This is a genomic window from Citricoccus parietis, from assembly GCF_042433045.1.
Lineage (GTDB): Bacteria > Actinomycetota > Actinomycetes > Actinomycetales > Micrococcaceae > Citricoccus > Citricoccus parietis.
In genome coordinates this window covers 55,122-72,267 of the sequence record NZ_JBHLWH010000027.1, presented here as the reverse complement: position 1 = coordinate 72,267, position 17,146 = coordinate 55,122, and the positions used below count along the sequence as shown (strand labels likewise).

Genomic DNA, 17,146 nt, shown 5'->3' with positions numbered 1-17,146 from the left:
TGGGCATGCCGGCTCAGGCCGCCCGGTCGTCGGCGGAGGGTGGATGGCCGACGAGATGGAAGTCAACGGGGCCCCGGAACACGAGTCTCGGGAGGAATCCGGGACATGGATCAGTGTCAGAGGGCAATGGAGCGTCAGACGGTAGTCGAACGCGGTGTCCTGTGGTGTGGGTGGTGCCGGGCGGCTCCGTGGTCGCCCGGGCCCCTGGTGGTGCAGGCGGGGCCAGGCGTCGGGGCCGGCGGGTGTACCGGTGTCCGGTGGGGGTGGTGACGGTGAGCTCGTCCGGCGTGGAGCGGTGGGTCCAGCCGGGCTGTTCCTTGGTCTGGTTGCAGCGCACGCAGAGCCCGGAACCGTTGGCGTAGCTCGTGGTCCCGCCGTCACGGTGGGGTGTGGCGTGATCGAGGTGGCGGATCGGCGCTGCGCAGAACGGCGTGCGGCAGGTGTCGTCCCGGATCAGGATCATCTGACGCAGGCCGCCGGTGAAGGTGCGGCGGTGGGAGTCCATGGCTACGAGATGACCGTTCTCGGGTGCGGTGTAGAGGCGGCGCAGGAACACCTCGGCCTCGGTATCGGCGAGGACATCCCTGGCGGTCGCGGCGGGGATCGGCCCGAGACCGGGAATCCAGGCTGGAGTGTGGTCTCCGTCCAGCAGCGCCTGGTCGGTCATGACGAGCTGGATCTCGACCGGGACGGAACCGGCCTCGGTCTGCCCCGTGAGCCGTTCGACGAAGGTGTCCGTGAGGACCTGCTGCGGTGTGCGATCGCCGGCGTCACCACCGGCGATCAGGGTGGCGGCGGCAGCGGTGAGGCTCTGATGGCAGGCCGCTGCCTGGGCCAGGGGCAGCAGTGCGGTGAGGTAGGCCATGCCGGGACTGGTCTCGGCCGGTTTCAGGCTGAGGTGCCGGTCCCGGCAGGCCTGCTCCTGGTGCTCGACGGCCGCAGCCGGGTCCTGCCCCTGGGCATGGGCCTGGGCCTCACGGGTCAGCTCGCGGTGACTGAGATGGCCGAGCCGGTCCGTCAGTGCGGCGTCCACGGCGTGCCGGTGGTGGGGATCGAGCCAGTGGGTCTGGCGGTCGACGGCCGCGGCCTGGTCCTCCGTGATGGTCCCGCTGGTCAGCGCGTCCAGGGTGTGGGGGAGGTGCTGGACGAGGTTCAGGGCCAGGCGCAGGTGGTGGGAGCCGCGGGAGTGGGCCGCCTTGCGTGCCAGGGCGACCTCGCCCGGAAGGCCGCGGCCCCGCCGGGACACGGGGACGCCGCGGACTTCCTCGGCGCGGGTGCGGTGGGCGTGCAGGGCGGCCGTCTCACGGGCCTGGGCGGCGGCGCAGGCGGCCTTGAGCGCCTCCAGGGCGTGGATGCGGTCAATGGCCTCGGCCTCGGGTCCGTCCGGTGAGGCGATGGCGTTCGGAGGGGCGCTGGAGTCCTTGCCGGGAGAATCCGCCTCGACCAGGTCGTCATGGTCGAGGGTCGCGGCCGGGACCATCAGCGCCAGGGCCCGGCGTAGTCCGATGAGGTCCAGGGCGTTGACCGGAGCGGGACCGGTGGCGGGAGCGCTACCGGGGGCGCCGCCGTCGGGCGTGGGGTCCTGCCTGATTCCTTCGAACATGTGTACTACTCTATGGAGGAGCCCGGACACGATAAGCGCCCCGCAGTGGAACGGTGGATGAGGCCGGTCGTCCGGTCGCCTGTGGAGGAGCACCCCCCCTCTCCACGGCATTGTCCTCCACGGCATTGTCCGCGTCCGCGAAGATCTCCGTGCGTGGTGCCTGACTGTATGACGTGGGACACGACTATGGTGGGTTACCGTCGTACCCCGGATCCCTCGCACCGGCGCACCAGCGTCCACCCGGCGTACGCGGTGGTGAAAGGACCCCCATGATGCTCGGTAGTCAGAAGAACCGCACCGGACTCCGTGCAGGAGCGCTGCTCGCCGTCTCCGCACTCGCCCTGACGGCCTGCGGCAACGAGGGAGGCGACGGCGGCTCCGCAACCGAGGGCGGTGACGGCGCCGAGTCCTACTCGATCGGTGTGTCCCAGTTCCTCTCCCACGCCTCCCTGGACGCGGCACGCTCCGGGTTCGAGGCACGGATCGAGGAGTCCGGCCTGGACATCACCCTGGATGTCCAGAACGCCCAGGGTGACCAGGCGACCGCCAACACCATCGCCGGCTCCTTCGCCTCCGCGGACCACGATCTGGTGCTCGCGATCGCCACCCCGTCCGCACAGACCGCCGCCCAGGCCATCACCGACGTCCCGGTGCTCTTCACCGCCGTGACCGACCCGGTCTCCGCCAACCTGGTGGAGTCGAACGAGGCCCCCGGCGGCAATGTCACCGGTACCTCCGATGCCAACCCCGTGCTGGAGCAGCTGACCCTGCTGACCGAGCTGGACCCGGAGGCCCAGACGGTCGGCATCGTCTACTCCTCCGGTGAGGTCAACTCCGAGGTCCAGGTCGAATGGGCCAAGGAGGCCGCTGAGGAATTGGGCCTGGAGATCGTCGAGGCCACCGTCTCCAACTCCTCCGAGGTGCAGCAGGCCGCGAACTCGCTCTCCGACGTCGACGCCCTGTATGTGCCCACCGACAATGCGGTGGTGTCCGCCCTGGAGACACTGATCGGTGTGGCCCAGGACCGCCAGATCCCGCTGATCCCCGCCGAGGGCGATTCAGTGGAACGCGGCGGCGTGGCCACGTACGGCCTGAGCTACGACCAGCTCGGTGCGCAGACGGCGGACATGGCCCTCCGTATCCTGTCCGAGGGCGCAGACCCGGCCACCATGCCGGTGGAGACCCTGACCGAACCGGAGCTGTACGTGAACCCGGCTGCCGCCGAGGCCATGGGCGTGGAGATCCCGCAGTCGATGATCGACGAGGCCGACCACGTGGTGGGCCAGGAGTAGGCGTCCCTTCATGAACACCGCCATCGAACTGGGCCTGATCTACGCGATCATGGCCCTCGGGGTCTACGTGACCTTCCGCATCCTCGACTTCCCAGACCTGACGGTGGACGGCTCGTTCACCACGGGCGCGGCCGTCGCCGCCATCTCGATCGTCAACGGGGTGAACCCGTATCTGACCTTCCTGCTGGCGTTCGTGGCGGGATTCCTGGCGGGCGTGATCACGGGCCTGCTGCACACCAAGGGACGCATCAACGGCCTGCTGGCCGGGATCCTCACCCAGATCGCGCTGTACTCGATCAACCTGCGGATCATGGCCAAGGCCAACGTCCCCCTGCTGGGCGAGGAGACGGCCATCAGCCCGCTCAAGGACGCCGGCCTGATCGGCGGCTGGGGTTCCATCGGCATCTTCGCGGCCGTGGCCATCCTGCTGGCGCTCATCCTGGCCTGGTTCCTGCACACGGACCTCGGCCTGGCGATGCAGGCCACCGGGGACAACGAGAAGATGATCCGCTCCTACGGGGTCAACACGGACAACCAGAAGATCCTGGGCCTGGCCCTGTCCAACGCCCTCGTCGGACTCAGCGGGGCCGTGGTCGCCCAGTTCCAGGGCTTCGCGGACATCGGCATGGGCATCGGCCTCATCATCGCCGGCCTGGCCTCCGTGATCCTCGGCCAGGCCATCTTCGGCACGCGCTCGATCCTCGTGGCCGTCCTGGCCGTCATCGCCGGTTCCGTCCTCTACCGGGTGGCCATCCAACTGGCCCTCACGGTGGGACTGGACCCGAACGACATGAAGCTCGTCTCGGCCGTGCTGGTGGTGATCGCCCTGGTGCTACCCCAGATGCCCTTCTTCCGGCGCCGCAAGGCGCTGGTGAACCGGGCCGACCCGGGCGGTGCCGCCGCCGCGGGAGCCGAGGCGCCGACGTCGCCGGCCGGCGCGACCGCCGGGGCGTCCGCAGGCGCACCGGACGCCCCCACGGCAGGAGGAACCCGCTGATGCTGACTCTGACGGACGTGAACAAGACGTTCTTCCCGGGCACCGTCAACGAGCGGCGCGCCCTGCGGGGGATCGAGCTGCACCTGCGCGAGGGCGACTTCGTCACGGTGATCGGCTCCAACGGGGCCGGCAAGTCCACGGTGCTGAACGTGATCTCGGGCGGACTGGCGCCGGACTCCGGCACCGTGACGATCGACGGCCGCAATGTCACGCGGCTCAAGGACCACCGCCGGGCCGCCCTGGTGGGCCGGGTCTTCCAGGACCCGATGGCGGGAACCGCGCCGCACCTGAGCATCGAGGAGAACATGGCGATCGCGGACAAGCGCGGCGCCACCCGGATGCTGGGTCGAGGCGTCACCAACGCCAAGCGCCGCCGTTTCAGGGAGGCGCTCTCCGTGCTCGAACTGGGCCTCGAGAACCGGCTCAAGGCCAAGGTCGGACTGCTCTCCGGTGGCCAGCGGCAGGCCCTCAGCCTGCTCATGGCCACGTTCTCGGACCCGCGGATCCTGCTGCTGGACGAGCACACCGCCGCCCTGGATCCGCAGCGTGCCGAGCTCGTGACGCGGCTGACCGAGCAGATCGTCACGGACCAGGGGCTCACCACGCTGATGGTCACGCACAACATGGAGCAGGCGCTGCGGGTGGGCAACCGACTGGTCATGATGCACGACGGCCAGATCATCCTCGACCTCGACGAGGAGCAGAAGCGCGGCAAGACCGTGCGGGACCTGCTCGGCGAGTTCGAGAAGATCAAGGGGGCCACGCTGGACGACAAGACCCTGCTGCAGTAGGAGACCTCCATGGACACCACCTTCAAACTCATAGCGATCCTGTTGTACTTCGCCGCGATGCTGGCCATCGGCTTCTACGCGTCCCGGAAGAACAACGACCTCGACGACTACATGCTGGCCGGTCGCAAGCTCCCCCCGTTCGTGGCGGCGCTCTCCGCCGGCGCCTCGGACATGTCCGGCTGGCTGCTCCTCGGCCTGCCCGGTGCGGTCTACGCCGCTGGCCTGGTCGAAGCCTGGATCGCCGTCGGCCTGACCATCGGCGCCTGGCTGAACTGGAAGTTCATCGCGCCGCGGCTGCGGGCCTACACCGAGGTGGCCCGGAACTCCATCACCATCCCCTCGTTCCTGGAGAACCGCTTCCGTGACCGCACGCACCTGCTGCGGATCGTGGCCGGTGGGATCGTGCTGGTGTACTTCACCTTCTACGTGTCCTCCGGCATGGTGGCGGGCGGCAAGTTCTTCGAGTCCTCGTTCGGCTCGACCTACCTCGTCGGCATGCTGCTCGTGGCCGGCGTGACCATCGTCTACACCCTGTTCGGCGGTTTCCTCGGCGCCTCGCTCACGGACGTGGCGCAGGGCCTGCTCATGCTGGCCGCACTCATCGCCGTCCCGGTGGTCGCCATCATCAACGTGGGTGGCTGGGGCGAGATGGTCAACCTGATCGGGTCCGCGGACGCCGGGATGGAGGAGGGCACCAACCGGCTGTCCTTCCTCGCCAACGCCACGTGGGTCGGCGTGATCTCCGCCTTGGCCTGGGGCCTGGGCTACTTCGGGCAGCCCCATATCATCGTCCGCTTCATGGCCCTGCGTTCGGCGAAGGACGCCGTGGCCGGACGTCGCATCGGCGTGGCCTGGATGGCCATCTGTGCCTTCGGCGCCATCATGACCGCACTGGTGGGCATCGCCTACTTCCAGGCGAATCCCGGCACCTCGCTGGACGATCCGGAGACGGTGTTCCTGGTCCTGGCCCAGATCCTGTTCCACCCCTTCGTGGCCGGACTGGTCCTCGCGGCCGTGCTGGCCGCCGTGATGTCCACGATCTCCTCCCAACTGATCGTGTGCTCCTCCGCCCTGGTGGAGGACCTCTACAAGCTCTTCGGTCGCAAGGCCAGCGCCCGGAACGAGCTGTGGCTGGGCCGCGGCGGGGTCATCCTGGTGGCCATCATCGCGATCCTCATCGCCCTCGATCCCGAGGCCAGTGTCCTGGACCTCGTCAGCTTCGCCTGGGCCGGCTTCGGCGCCTCCTTCGGGCCGGTGGTGATCCTGGCCCTGTTCTGGAAGAAGTTCAACGCCTGGGGCTCCCTGTCCTCGCTGGTGGTCGGCGCCGTCATCGTCTTCTGGTGGGGCAACATGCCGGACGAGGCCTGGGGTGGGGTCTTCGAGATGTACGAGATCGTGCCCGGCTTCGTGCTGGCCGCAGTCGTGGGCATCATCGTCTCCCTGGTGACCCACCGCTCGGAGGCCGCGGAAACGGCCGAGATCAGCGCCGAGTTCGACGAGGCCGTCGCAGTGTCCAAGGGCAAGGAGTTCGTCGCCTCGGAGGCCTGAGATGCACGGTAGGGCGGATCACCCGGGGTGCTGAGCCGTCACCCGCGGCCCCCGGTAGCCGCGCAGTGCCGCGTCCGGCCGCATCCCCAGGGACAGGTACAGTGCGTGCGCCGCCGCCCGGGACTCGCGCACCGTCAGGTGCAGCATCCCGGGGTCTCCCGCAGCCAGGAGCCGTTCGGCGAGGCCGATGACGAGCCGGCGGCCCAATCCGTGGCGCCGGGCCTCGGGGACCACGGCCGTGAAGTCCACATAGGCCTGGCCGTCGTCCTGGAGAGAGCCTGCAGCGTAGCCCAGCACCGTTCCCGTGGAATCCTCGGCCACCACGGTGTGGTGGCGGGAGAGCAATTGGGCGGCCGTCGCGTAGGCCGCGCCGAACTCGGCCGTGTGCAGAGGTTCCAGGAGCCCGACGTCGGCCGGTTCTGCCAGCCGGATACGCACCGGTTCCCGGAGACGCACCGGCGGCGCCGCGCCGGCGTCGGACCCGGTGTGCTGTTCGGCTTGTTCGGCTTGTTTGGTCTGTTCCGTCTGTTCCGTCTGTTCCGCCTGTGCTGCCGGCTCCGTCCATCGCGCCGCTGTACGGGCCGGGACCACCATGGCGTAGTTCACCTCCGTGGCGGTCCAGCCGAGGTCGGCGGCCAGGGCGGCCATGGACCCGTTCGCCACGTGGCCGCACATCTCGAAGCGTTCGATGCCCGCCGGGACGGCGTTGCACACCGCAGCCACCAGGGCGGCCCCGTGGCGGGCCACCTGCTCGGGAGCGCCCCACGGGCCGTGGACCCAGGCCATCGACGGCTCCGGGTCCCAGTCGACGGTGCACGCGGCGATGACGGTGCCGTCCTGTTCCACGACCCTCAGGCCCCGCAACCAGGGCTGGTCCAGGCCCTCGAGTTCGGCCTCGATCCCGGCGGGATCCTCCCCGAGGAACGCGGTGCCGGTGGCGGGGTCCTGTTGGCAGGCGATGATGAAGGCGAGGGCGGCGCTTCTCTCCGCTGTGTTTCTCTCCGCTGTGTTTCTCTCCACAGTGCTGCCCTCCACCGCGTCTCCCGCCACCGGGTTTCTCTCGACCATGGGGGAATCGTCTGCCCTACGATGGCGTGATGGAAGAGCTCGCCGCCGAACTCATCGATCACCGTTGGGGCTCCGACGCCCCGGGCCAACCGTGGTTGGGCTTCGAGGCCGGGGGCCGGCTGCACGGTTCCGACGGCTGCAATCGCCTGATGGGGGAGTGGACCCTGACGGCGGAGCGGGTCGACTTCAGCCGTCTGGTCTCGACGATGATGTTCTGCAAGGGCGTGGACACCTGGCTCAACGGCGCCGTGTCCGCACTGCTCCTCCATGACTCTTCCGGAGACCGGCTCGAGGTCCTCGATGCGGCCGGCCGGGTCATCGGCGCCCTGCCGCGGGCCGCCCCGGACTCCGGGACCACCGCGTGACGTTCAGGCTGTGGGTGACGCCGGCGACGCGGCCGTGAGGAGAGAGAAGAGGAGATGATGGTGCCCCCGGCAGGAATCGAACCTGCGGCCTTCTGCTCCGGAGGCAGACGCTCTATCCCCTGAGCTACGGAGGCGGGGGTCTCTCAATCGGCGGGCCGATCGGGACTTGATAACCCTACCCCATGCGGGGCCGGTGCGGGAAACCGGCCAGCGGTCCCACGCCGGTTACGGACGGGGACCGCCAGAACATTAGACTGTCGCGGGTGACCCCCGAAGACCTTTCCACAGCCCTGGCCGCTTGCCTGCAGGATGCCGTTGATTCCGGCGAGATCTCTGTGGAGGTGCCCACCACGATCAAGGTGGAGCGACCGAAGAACCGAGAGCACGGCGACTGGGCCACCAACGTGGCCATGCAGCTGGGCAAGAAGGCCGGCCTGGCCCCGCGTGACCTCGCGGCGCTGCTCGCCGAGAAGTTGGCGCAGGTCCCCGGCGTGGCTCGGGTGGACATCGCCGGCCCGGGCTTCCTGAACATCACGCTCGACGCCGCGGCCGCGGGGGAGCTGGCCCGCACCGTCGTCGAGGCCGGAGCAGCCTACGGCCGGAACACCGCCCTGGCGGGCAGCGTGGTCAATATGGAGTTCGTCTCCGCGAACCCCACGGGCCCCCTGCACATCGGCCATACCCGCTGGGCCGCGCTCGGGGACGCGATCTCCCGGCTGCTGCGCGCCTCCGGAGCCGAGGTCACGGCCGAGTACTACATCAACGATGCCGGCAACCAGATGAACGTGTTCGCCCAGTCGGTCTACAACCGCTTGCACGGCCTGCCCGTGCCGGAGGGCGGCTACCCGGGGGAGTACATCCAGGACCTGGCCACCCAGGTGCGCACCGAACACCCGGACATCACCACCCTCACCGAGGAGGCGGCCGTCCCGGTCATCCGCGAGGCGGCCTACCGCCACCAGATGCAGGACATCCGGGACACGCTCGAGACCTTCGGCGTGCACTTCGATGTCTGGTTCTCGGAGAAGGAGCTGCACGAGTCCGGCGCCATCGGCCATGCCGTGCAGCGGCTGCGCGAGCAGGGCCACATCGACGACCGTGAGGGCGCCGTCTGGCTGCGCACCACCGACTTCGGGGATGACAAGGACCGCGTGCTCATCCGCGCCAACGGCGAGCCCACCTATTTCGCCGCGGATGCCGCCTACTACCTGTCCAAGAAGGACCGCGGCTTCATCGAGAAGATCTACCTGCTCGGCGCGGACCACCACGGCTACGTCGGCCGCCTCAAGGCCATCGCCGCCTGCGCCGGTGATGATCCGGCACGCAACATCGAGGTGCTCATCGGCCAGCTGATCTCCGTCAACGGAGCCAAGCTGTCCAAGCGGGCCGGCAACATCATCGAGCTCAAGGACCTCATCGACTGGCTCGGGGCGGACGCGCTGCGCTACTCACTGGCCCGGTACCCGGCGGATTCCCCGATCACCATCGACCCGGAGATCCTCACGTCGAAGACCAATGACAACCCGGTGTTCTACGTGCAGTACGCCCATGCCCGGTCCCGGGGCGCGGCACGCACGGCCGAGGCGGCCGGCGTCGACCGTTCCGTCTTCGATGCCGCGCTGCTGACGCACGCGACCGAATCGGACCTGCTGGCCCGGCTCGGCGAATTCCCCTCGATCGTGGCCCAGGCCGCCGAATTCCGCGAACCGCACCGCGTGGCCCGCCACCTCGAGGTCATCGCCGGCGCCTACCATTCCTGGTATGCCGCGTGCCGGATCGTGCCCGTGGCCGAGGACCGCGCCGGAGACGTCCAGCCGGGGGAGATCACCGACCTCAACCGCACCCGCCTGTGGCTCAACGAGGCCACCGCGCAGGTGCTCGCCAATGGACTCGACCTGCTGGGCGTGAGCGCCCCGGAACGGATGTGACCGTGACTGCTTCGACTGCCCACGCCTCGCCCCTGGCACCCGACTGGCTCGACTACCCCGAAGACCCGAACGCCCTGGTCACCAAGCTCTGGGCCTCCGGAGTGGAACGGAACGACGACGGCGAGATCGCCGTCCAGGGCCTGCCCGCCTCCCAGCTGGCCCGGGACTACGGGACACCGCTCCTGGTCCTCGACGAGGACGACTTCCGCTCCCGGGCCCGTGCCTTCCGCGACGCCTTCAACGAGGCCTTCGCGGACCTGTGCGGGGGCGTGGACGTCTACTACGCCGGCAAGTCGTTCCTCTGCACCCCCGCGGCCCGCTGGGTGACGGAGGAGGGCCTGCGCCTGGACACCGCCTCCGGGGGCGAGATGGCCACCGCGCTGCGGGCCGGCGTCGATCCGGCGCACATCGGACTGCACGGCAACAACAAGTCCGATGACGAGATGCGCCGGGCCCTGGCCGCCGGGGTGGGGCGGATCGTCGTGGACTCCCTGGACGAGTTGGACCGGCTCACGGAGCTGGCCGCCGAGGCCGGCGCGGTCGCCCCCGTGATGCTGCGGCTGACACCCGGCGTGCACGCCCACACCCATGAGTTCATCGCCACCGCCCACGAGGACCAGAAGTTCGGGCTCTCGATGGCGGGGCCGGCCGGGCTGGCTGGAACCGACGGGGCGGCTGGAACGGCCGGGTCGCCGGCCGCCGAGGCCGTGGCCCGTGCCCTGGCCGCCGGGTCCATCGACCTGCGCGGACTGCACTGTCACATCGGCTCGCAGATCTTCGAGCCCGAGGGCTTCGGCGTGGCCGCCGAGAAGCTGTTGGGCTTCCTCGCCGAGATCAAGGCGGAGCACGGCGTCGAGCTGGAGGAGCTGGACCTCGGCGGCGGGCACGGCATCGCCTACACCGCCGCGGACACCCCGCGGACGCCGCAGGACATCGCCACCACGCTGGCCGGCGTGGTCGGCGCGGCCTGCTCGGCGCTGGGGATGGCCTGCCCCCGGATCTCGATCGAGCCCGGCCGTGCCATCTCCGGCCCGGCCGCCTTCACCCTGTACGAGGCCGGTGTCCGCAAGACCGTGACCGTGGACGGTGACCAGGGCACCACCCATCCGCGCCGGTACCTCTCCGTGGATGGAGGCATGTCAGATAATGCCCGCCCGGTCCTCTACGAGGCTGACTACTCCGTGGCGCTGGCCTCCCGTGCCTCCGGCGCCCCGGCGGTCCTCTCCCGGGTGGTCGGCAAGCACTGTGAGTCCGGGGATATCGTCGTCAAGGACGCCTACCTGCCGGACGACGTGGCCCGCGGCGACCTGCTGGCCGTGCCCGCCACCGGTGCGTACTGCCATTCGCTGTCCAGCAACTACAACATGCTCACCAGGCCGGCCGTCGTCGCGGTCCAGGGCGGGCAGGCCCGCGTGATCATCCGCCGCGAGACCGAAGAGGACCTCTTCGCCCGCGAGACCGGTCTCTAGCGGAGCCGACTTTTCCGCCCTGACTTTTCCACCCTGACTTCTCCACCCCGACTTTTCCATCTCCCAGAATCAACGGAGGACCATGACCGTCACGACCCCGTCCGCGCCGAACACCCCGCAGCCGGCCCTGAAGATCGCGCTGCTGGGCGCCGGCACCGTCGGCTCGCAGGTGGCGCGGATCCTCACGGAGGACGCCGAGATGCTGGCCGCCCGCGTAGGCAGGCGCCTGGAGCTGGCCGGCGTCTTCGTCCGTAACCCGGACGGTCGTCGCGACTACCAGCTGCCCCGCGAGCTGTACACCACGGACGCCGAGGCGCTGGTGGATTCCGCCGACATCGTGCTGGAGCTGATGGGTGGCATCGAGCCCGCCAAGTCGCTCATCGAACGGGCCATCGGCAACGGCTCGGCCGTGGTCACCGGCAACAAGGCCCTGCTCGCCCAGTCCGGCTCGGAGTTGTTCGCGGCCGCCGCGGAGGCCGGCACCCAGCTCTCCTTCGAGGCGTCCGTGGCCGGGGCCATCCCCATCCTGCGCCCGCTGCGGGACTCCCTGGCGGGGGACACCGTCACCCGCGTGATGGGCATCGCCAACGGCACGACGAACTACATCCTGGACCAGATGGACACCACCGGGGCAGCCTTTGACGATGCCCTCGCCGATGCCCAGGAGCTCGGCTACGCCGAGGCTGACCCGACGGCGGACATCGAGGGCCATGACGCGGCCGCCAAGGCTGCGATCCTGGCCAACCTGGCGTTCCACGCACCGTTCCGGATCGACGAGGTCTACTGCGAGGGCATCACCAGGATCACCGCCGCGGACAACCAGGCCGCCTCCGAGGCCGGCTACGTCATCAAGCTGCTGGCGATCGCCGAGCGGATCACGGCTGGTGACGGGACCGCCGGCGCCGTGCTGCGCGTGCATCCGACCCTGTTGCCACGCGAACACCCGCTGGCCGCCGTCCGTGGTGCGTTCAACGCCGTGTTCGTCGAGGCGCAGAACGCCGGTGAACTGATGTTCTACGGCCCCGGTGCCGGCGGGGCCCCCACGGCCAGCGCCGTCATGGGGGACACCGTCTCCATCGCCCGCCGGCTGGTCCGCGGCGGTGCCGGGCGCACGCACACCCCGCGCTCCGTGGTGCCGGCCCTGCCCGTGGGGGAGGCCCGCACCAGCTACATGGTGGTCATCCGGGTGGCCGACCGCCCCGGAGTGCTGGCCGCCATCGCCTCGGCCGTCGCCGAACACGGTGTCTCGATCGTGTCCATGCGCCAGGTCCCCCTGGCGGAGGACGACCTCGTCGTCGAGGAATCCGACGAGGCCTACACCGATGAGGCTCCCGAGTCGCTCCTGCGCATCATCACGCACGAGGCCAAGGAGCAGAACCTGGCGGCCACCGTGGCCACCATCAAGGAACTGGACGTGGTGACCGAAGTGGTCTCGGTCCTGCGAGTCGAAGGGAACTGAACACAGTGGCACACCAATGGCGCGGGGTCATCCGCGAATACGCCGACCGCCTGCCCGTCAGCAAGAGCACCCGGGTGGTCACCCTGGGCGAGGGCGGCACGCCGCTGATCGAGGCCCCGGCCCTGTCCCAGCTCGTGGACGGTGAGGTGTGGGTGAAGTTCGAGGGCATGAACCCCACCGGCTCCTTCAAGGACCGCGGCATGACCATGGCCATCACCGCTGCCGTGGAGCAGGGCGCCCAGGCCGTGGTCTGCGCCTCCACCGGCAACACCTCGGCCTCCGCCGCCGCCTACGCGACCCAGGCCGGGCTGACCTGCGCCGTGCTGGTACCGGACGGCAAGATCGCCATGGGCAAGCTCTCGCAGGCCATCGCCCACGGCGCCACGCTGCTGCAGGTGGACGGCAATTTCGACAACTGCCTCGACGTGGCCCGCAAGCTCTCCGAGAACTATCCGGTCTTCCTCGTGAACTCCGTGAACCCGAACCGCATCGAGGGGCAGAAGACCGGTGCGTTCGAGGTCGTGGACGCCCTCGGTGACGCGCCGGACTACCACCTGCTGCCCGTCGGCAACGCCGGCAACATCACCGCCTACTGGAAGGGCTACCAGGAGTACTCCCGGCCCTACACGAACCCCCACCCCGGTGCCGCACCAGCCGGGTCCGAGCCGGTCGAGCTGCCCGCCGTGGCCACCCGGACCCCCACGATGTGGGGCTTCCAGGCCGCCGGTGCGGCTCCGATCGTCCTCGGTCATCCCGTGACCGAGCCGGACACCATCGCCACCGCCATCCGGATCGGCAACCCGGCCTCCTGGGAGCAGGCCGAGGCGGCGCGCGACGAGTCCGGGGGCATGATCGACTCCGTCACCGATGACGAGATCCTTGCCGCCCACCGCTGGCTGTCCGCCCGGGAGGGCGTCTTCGTGGAGCCCGCCTCCGCCGCCGGCGTGGCCGGACTCATCAAGCACCACGCCCTCGGCAACGTCCCGGCCGGCAAACGCTGGGTCATCACCGTGACCGGTCACGGACTCAAGGACCCGCAGTGGGCCCTGAGGAATGCGGACGGCTCGGACGTCGAACCGCAGAAGGTGCCGTTCGACGTCGTGGCCGTGGCCGAGGCCCTGGGGCTCTCCTGATGCCGAACCGGCCGGAACCGCGCCTGGAACAGGGTCTGAGGAGCGTGCCCGCCGGGGTCACCGTGCGTGTCACCGTCCCGGCGACCTCGGCGAACCTCGGCCCCGGATTCGACTCCATGGGACTCGCCCTCGACCTGCGGGACGACGTGGAAGTGACCGCCGTGGACGAGGGTTTCTCGGCCGTGGTGCAGGGCGAGGGGGCCGGCGTCGTGCCCACCGACGCCTCGCACCTGGTGATCGCCACGCTGCGCGGATACCTGCTCGAGCGCGGCTGGGAGGTGCCCGGGCTGGCACTGGTGGCCACCAACCGGATCCCGCATGGCCGTGGGCTCGGCTCCTCGGCCGCGGCCCACGCCAGCGCCATCCTGCTCGCCGACGCCCTGCTGCCGGAGGACGAACGCGCCTCCGAGGCGGACCTGCTCAACGCGGCCTCGCACCTGGAGGGCCACCCTGACAACGTGGCGCCGGCCCTGACCGGGGGACTCACCGTCTCCTGGGAGGAGGACGGTCGCTACCGTTCCTCGGCCATGAGGCCGCATCCCGCGGTGGTGCCCGTGGTGGCGATCCCCGCGCAGCCGCTGAGCACCGAGACGGCCCGCGGGCTGTTGCCCGCGCAGGTCCCGCACCACGTGGCCGCCGCGAACGCCGGCCGGGTGGGACTGCTGGTGCACGCCCTGACGCAGGAGCCGTCACTGCTGCTGGCCGGCACACGCGACTGGCTGCACCAGGACCAGAGGGAGTCGGCCATGCCGGAGTCCGTCGGACTGGTGCGGGACCTGCGCCGGCAGGGCCTGGCCGCCGTGGTCTCGGGGGCCGGCCCGACCGTCATGGTGCTCGCCGACGGCATGGACCAGGCGGAGACTGCCCGGTTGGCCATGCAAGCCAGTCTCGACCGGTCCGCGCAGCCGTGGCGTGTCAGCATTCTGCCCGTGGACGCCGCGGGTGCTAGGGTGGAGACACACCGCTCAGGCCAGCCCATCTCGGGCTGATGTCGACCGGGTTCCGCTGAGAGTGCGGATCCCGTGGTCGGTGGGAATCCAGGCTCCACGCGGACCAGTTCGGTCCCAGCGGGCTTCGGCCTGTCTTGGCTCCCTGGATTGCACTTTCCCGGATCGAGTCCGATCCGGTACTGAATCCCGGTTTTCAGCCACCTGTTCAGGTGGCAGCCGGTACACACTTCGCGGGATCCCTCCAGTCGGATCCTGCCTGACGAGGGAGAAGGAACCTTCGTGACCGAAACCACTGAACTGCCCACGGCCTCCGCGGGCAATTCCACCGAGGCACCAGCCGCGGCAGCCACCACCGCCGCCCAGGCGGGTGGCGGCCTGGCGGGCCTGAAGCTGGCACAGCTGCAGGCCCTGGCCTCCCAGCTCGGCATCACCGGGGGATCCCGGATGCGCAAATCCGACCTGGTGGCCGCCATCTCCAGTCACCAGCGCGGCGGCTCCGTCGCGGACCGCAAGCAGGCTGAGGACACGTCCGGCGCCGCGGCCGGATCGGACAGCAAGGCCGGTGCCGACAGCAAGTCCACCGGTGCCGACGACGGCGCGGCCGCACCGAAGCGCCGGTCCCGCGGCACCAAGACCGCCGGCGCCCAGGCCGAGCAGAAGCAGGCTGATCAGTCAGCTGACCAGAAGCAGGCTGACTCGTCGGCCGACCAGAATCAGCCCGCGACGTCGGCTGCGGACACCGAGGGCGGCGCTCCCGAGCGTCCGGCCCGCCGGACCCGTTCGCGCCGCGCCGAGTCGGCAGCCGGCACCACCGGCGAGGACCAGTCCGCCTCCGCGGAGACCTCGTCCGAGGCGGCCTCCGAGTCCCGGAACGGTACCGGTGACGGCACCGGCCAGGGGACCGACGGCCAGCAGGAGCGCTCCAACGACCGGAACGCCCGCGGTGACCGCAACAACCGCTCCGGCCGTGGCGACCGTAATGACCGGAACAGCCGTAACGACCGGAACAACGACCGCAGTGAGCGGAGCAACGACCGCGGCGAGCGGAGCAACGACCGTAACGAGCGGAATGCCGATCGCCAGCAGGACAACAGGTCTGACAGCAACAGGTCTGACAGCAACAGGGCCGACAGCAACAGGTCTGACAACGATCAGCAGTCCGGCAACCGGGGCACCAACCGGAACAACGACCGGAGCGAGCGGAACAACGACCGCGACGAGGACAGCCGCCGCAACCGCCGCAACCGCAACCGCAACGACCGCAACCGCAACCGCCGCGGTCGCACCGGCCCCGAGGTCGACGACACCGAGATGACCGAGGACGACGTGCTGCTGCCCGTCGCCGGCATCCTGGATGTCCTGGACAACTACGCCTTCGTGCGGACCTCCGGCTACCTGCCCGGCCCGAACGACGTCTACGTCTCTCTGTCCATGGTCAAGAAGTACGGCCTGCGCAAGGGCGACGCCGTGGTGGGCGCCATCCGCGCCCCGCGTGACGGCGAGAGCCAGAACAGCAACAACAACGCCAGCGGTGGGAACCGGCAGAAGTTCAACGCCCTGGTGCGTCTGACCTCTGTCAACGGTCAGCAGGCCGAGGACAGCCCCAAGCGCACCAAGTTCAACGACCTGGTGCCGCTGTACCCGCAGGAGCGGCTGCGCCTCGAGACCGATCCCAAGCTGGTCGGCCCGCGCGTGATCGACCTGGTCTCGCCGATCGGCAAGGGGCAGCGCGGCCTCATCGTCTCCCCGCCGAAGGCCGGCAAGACGATGATCCTGCAGTCCATCGCGAACGCCGTCACCACCAACAACCCCGAGGTGCACCTCATGATGGTGCTGGTGGACGAGCGTCCGGAAGAGGTCACCGACATGCAGCGCTCGGTCAAGGGCGAGGTCATCGCCTCGACCTTCGACCGTCCGGCCGATGACCACACGACCGTGGCCGAACTCGCCATCGAACGTGCCAAGCGCCTCGTGGAGATGGGCCGCGACGTGGTGGTCCTGCTGGACTCCATGACCCGTCTGGGCCGTGCCTACAACCTGGCCGCGCCGGCGTCCGGACGCATCCTGTCAGGCGGCGTGGACTCCTCGGCGCTGTACCCGCCGAAGCGGTTCTTCGGTGCCGCCCGCAACATCGAGAACGGCGGCTCCCTGACCATCCTCGCCACCGCCCTGGTGGAGACCGGTTCCAAGATGGACGAGGTCATCTTCGAGGAGTTCAAGGGCACCGGCAACATGGAACTGCGCCTGTCCCGCCAGCTGGCGGACAAGCGCATCTTCCCTGCCGTCGATGTCAACGCCTCCGGCACCCGCCGTGAGGAGAACCTGTTGACCTCCGACGAGATCAAGATCATGTGGAAGCTGCGCCGGGTCCTGTCCGGCCTGGACACGCAGCAGGCGCTGGAGATCCTGACGAACAAGATCAGGGAGACCCAGTCGAACGCCGAGTTCCTCATGCTGGTCTCCAAGACCACGTTGGGTTCCAAGGGCGAGAAGTAGCGACCCACCCTGGCCCCCGTCCCTCCGCCGTCCAGTGTCCGGTATCC

Annotated in this window: 13 protein-coding genes and 1 tRNA gene; 11 read left to right on the top strand and 3 right to left on the bottom strand. The window is 69.8% G+C overall.

The features are described 5' to 3' along the window. Positions 1-13: 13 nt before the first annotated feature. Positions 14-1,603, bottom strand: coding sequence for an HNH endonuclease (locus ACFFIO_RS09415; RefSeq protein ID WP_378041311.1), 1,590 nt, complete (start codon positions 1,601-1,603; stop codon positions 14-16). Positions 1,604-1,872: 269 nt separating this feature from the next. Between ACFFIO_RS09415 and ACFFIO_RS09410 the strand changes: the two genes are divergently transcribed. From ACFFIO_RS09410 to putP, 4 genes are read left to right on the top strand one after another with little or no spacing between them, the layout of a single operon-like run. Next, on the top strand, positions 1,873-2,895 hold the full coding sequence (locus ACFFIO_RS09410; RefSeq protein ID WP_378041310.1) for an ABC transporter substrate-binding protein: 1,023 nt from the start codon (positions 1,873-1,875) through the stop codon (positions 2,893-2,895). A gap of 10 nt (positions 2,896-2,905) precedes the next feature. Further along, the gene (locus tag ACFFIO_RS09405; RefSeq protein ID WP_378041309.1) at positions 2,906-3,892 is read left to right on the top strand and encodes an ABC transporter permease; all 987 of its coding nucleotides are present in this window, start codon (positions 2,906-2,908) and stop codon (positions 3,890-3,892) included. Beyond that, positions 3,892-4,683, top strand: a complete 792-nt coding sequence (locus ACFFIO_RS09400) for an ABC transporter ATP-binding protein (protein ID WP_378041308.1) — start codon at positions 3,892-3,894, stop codon at positions 4,681-4,683. Before ACFFIO_RS09405 ends, ACFFIO_RS09400 begins: the two co-directional genes overlap by 1 nt. Positions 4,684-4,692: 9 nt before the next feature. After that, on the top strand, positions 4,693-6,231 hold the full coding sequence (putP, locus tag ACFFIO_RS09395) for a sodium/proline symporter PutP (RefSeq protein ID WP_378041307.1): 1,539 nt from the start codon (positions 4,693-4,695) through the stop codon (positions 6,229-6,231). An 18-nt stretch (positions 6,232-6,249) separates the two neighbouring features. On the opposite strand, the gene ACFFIO_RS09390 is transcribed toward putP, so the two are convergent. After that, on the bottom strand, positions 6,250-7,299 hold the full coding sequence (locus tag ACFFIO_RS09390) for a GNAT family N-acetyltransferase (protein WP_378041306.1): 1,050 nt from the start codon (positions 7,297-7,299) through the stop codon (positions 6,250-6,252). A gap of 29 nt (positions 7,300-7,328) precedes the next feature. Between ACFFIO_RS09390 and ACFFIO_RS09385 the strand changes: the two genes are divergently transcribed. Continuing rightward, positions 7,329-7,664, top strand: a complete 336-nt coding sequence (locus ACFFIO_RS09385) for an META domain-containing protein (protein ID WP_378041305.1) — start codon at positions 7,329-7,331, stop codon at positions 7,662-7,664. Positions 7,665-7,722: 58 nt separating this feature from the next. On the opposite strand, the gene ACFFIO_RS09380 is transcribed toward ACFFIO_RS09385, so the two are convergent. Then, a tRNA-Arg gene (locus tag ACFFIO_RS09380) sits at positions 7,723-7,798 on the bottom strand. 129 nt (positions 7,799-7,927) lie between these two features. Here ACFFIO_RS09380 and argS point away from each other — a divergent pair. The 6 genes from argS to rho all read left to right on the top strand — a co-directional run bounded on the left by argS (position 7,928) and on the right by rho (position 17,099). Then, the gene (gene argS / locus ACFFIO_RS09375) at positions 7,928-9,592 is read left to right on the top strand and encodes an arginine--tRNA ligase (protein ID WP_378041304.1); all 1,665 of its coding nucleotides are present in this window, start codon (positions 7,928-7,930) and stop codon (positions 9,590-9,592) included. A gap of 2 nt (positions 9,593-9,594) precedes the next feature. Further along, entirely contained in the window at positions 9,595-11,061 is a 1,467-nt protein-coding gene (lysA, locus tag ACFFIO_RS09370; protein ID WP_378041303.1) for a diaminopimelate decarboxylase, read from the top strand. A gap of 82 nt (positions 11,062-11,143) precedes the next feature. Then, complete coding sequence (locus ACFFIO_RS09365; RefSeq protein WP_378041302.1) at positions 11,144-12,520, top strand: homoserine dehydrogenase; 1,377 nt, start codon at positions 11,144-11,146, stop codon at positions 12,518-12,520. 5 nt (positions 12,521-12,525) lie between these two features. Beyond that, complete coding sequence (gene thrC / locus ACFFIO_RS09360) at positions 12,526-13,653, top strand: threonine synthase (RefSeq protein WP_378041301.1); 1,128 nt, start codon at positions 12,526-12,528, stop codon at positions 13,651-13,653. Then, complete coding sequence (gene thrB, locus ACFFIO_RS09355) at positions 13,653-14,642, top strand: homoserine kinase (protein WP_378041300.1); 990 nt, start codon at positions 13,653-13,655, stop codon at positions 14,640-14,642. The genes thrC and thrB overlap by 1 nt, the downstream gene beginning before the upstream one ends. Positions 14,643-14,882: 240 nt before the next feature. Then, positions 14,883-17,099 carry a transcription termination factor Rho gene (gene rho / locus ACFFIO_RS09350; RefSeq protein ID WP_378041299.1) on the top strand — a complete coding sequence of 739 codons (2,217 nt, stop codon included), beginning with the start codon at positions 14,883-14,885 and terminating at the stop codon, positions 17,097-17,099. The last annotated feature ends 47 nt before the right edge of the window (positions 17,100-17,146 follow it).